Raw genomic sequence first — 1,613 nt, forward strand, 5'->3', positions numbered from 1 at the left:
CCCGCACGGCCCCGGGCGCGAGCGGGTCGAGGTCCGCGCGCGGGCGCACCGGTCCCAGCTTGAGACGCGCGCCGTCGGGCAGCGTCGTCCACGGCCCGGGTGCCGGCGTGCAGGCCCGGACGCGGCGGTCCACGGCCAGCGCGGGGTGCTCCCACCGGACGCGGGCGTCGTCGACCGTGAGCCGCGGTGCGTGGCTCACGCCCTCGACGGACTGCGGCACCGGGCGCAGCGTCCCGTCCGCGATGCCGTCCACGGTGGCGCCCAGCAGGCCCGCGCCCGCGGTGGCGAGGCGGCCCAGGAGGTCACCCGACGTGTCGCGGGGCCGGACCGTCTCGGTGAGGGACCCGTACACCGGCCCGGTGTCGAGGCCCTCCTCGATGCGGAACGTCGACGCGCCCGTCACCTCGTCGCCGTGCAGGACCGCGTGCTGGACCGGCGCCGCACCGCGCCAGGCCGGCAGGAGGGAGAAGTGCAGGTTGACCCAGCCGTGGCGCACCACGTCCAGGACCGTCCGCGGCAGGAGCGCGCCGTACGCGACGACGGGTGCGAGGTCGGCCTCGAGGGCCTGCAGCTGCGCCACGACGTCGGGGTCCCGCAGCGTGGTGGGGGTGAGCACGGGCACCCCGGCCTCCTCGGCGCGGACGCGGACCGGGCTCGGCGTCAGGCGACGACCGCGGCCGGCCGGGGCGTCCGGTCGGGTGAGGACGGCGACGACCTCGTGCGGGGAGTCCAGGAGGGCGTCGAGGGACGGCAGCGCCACCTCGGGGGTACCGGCGAACAGCAGACGCATCCGACGATCGTAGGCGGCGCCCACCCTCGTCCCCGACCGCCCCGATCCCGATCGCCTCCTCGCGGCGCGCTGGCCCGGCCCCAGCGGCACCGACCGTCAGAGCAGGTCCGCCGGTTGGACGTGGAGCCGGACCTGCCCGGGCTCGCGCCGGGCGCTCCGGCCGGCCCGCGCACCGGTCAGCCGTGCGACCACCGTGGGCGCCAGGGCCCACGGCGAGCGGACCAGGGCCCGGACGGCCACCTCGGTCGGGAGCTCGAGCAGCACCGGGGCCGGGTCCTCGGGCTCTGCCGCGGCGACCGGGAGCGGTCCGAGGACGTCCGTCCCGTCAGGCAGTGCCGCCCGCGCGAGGACGTCCTGGACCGCGTGCCGCGGACCCTCCACGGCGACGACGTGGACCGCCGGCGGCAGGCGCAGCTCGTCCCGCTCCTGCAGCTCACGGTCGGCGAAGCCCGACGGGTCCCACCGCACGAGGGCCTGCGTGGGGCGCGGCGCCCCGTCGCCGACCAGGACGACGACACCGCCCTCCACGGCCGGACGCACGAGGGCGGCGGCCCTCATCCAGGTGCGCAGCGCCTCCTCCCCCACGTCCAGGGTGTCCCGCGAGGAGACGACCGCCGCGTCGAGCAGGACCGCCGCGGCGTACCCGGCCGCGGCACGCGGCTCGGCACCGGGCGTGGCGACCACCAGGGCCGGACGGTCCGGCACGGATGCCAGGACGCCGTCCGCCGCCCGTGCCCCCGACTGCCGGACGGGCACGCCCGTGAACGCCCGCCCGAGCTCCTCGGCGGTGCGCGAGGAGCCGACGCGCACGGCGCGCAGGCCG

1 protein-coding gene and 1 pseudogene are annotated in these 1,613 nt (G+C 78.9%); both read right to left on the reverse strand.

Going from position 1 to position 1,613, the window contains the following annotated elements; genetic code table 11:
* Positions 1-790: methionyl-tRNA formyltransferase (gene fmt, locus N866_RS18660; RefSeq protein ID WP_034229605.1), on the reverse strand; the 790-nt coding region annotated here is incomplete at its 3' end.
* 96 nt (positions 791-886) lie between these two features.
* Positions 887-1,613: pseudogene (locus N866_RS18665) on the reverse strand (primosomal protein N'); the annotation flags it as partial.

Source organism: Actinotalea ferrariae CF5-4 (assembly GCF_000603945.1).
GTDB lineage: Bacteria > Actinomycetota > Actinomycetes > Actinomycetales > Cellulomonadaceae > Actinotalea > Actinotalea ferrariae.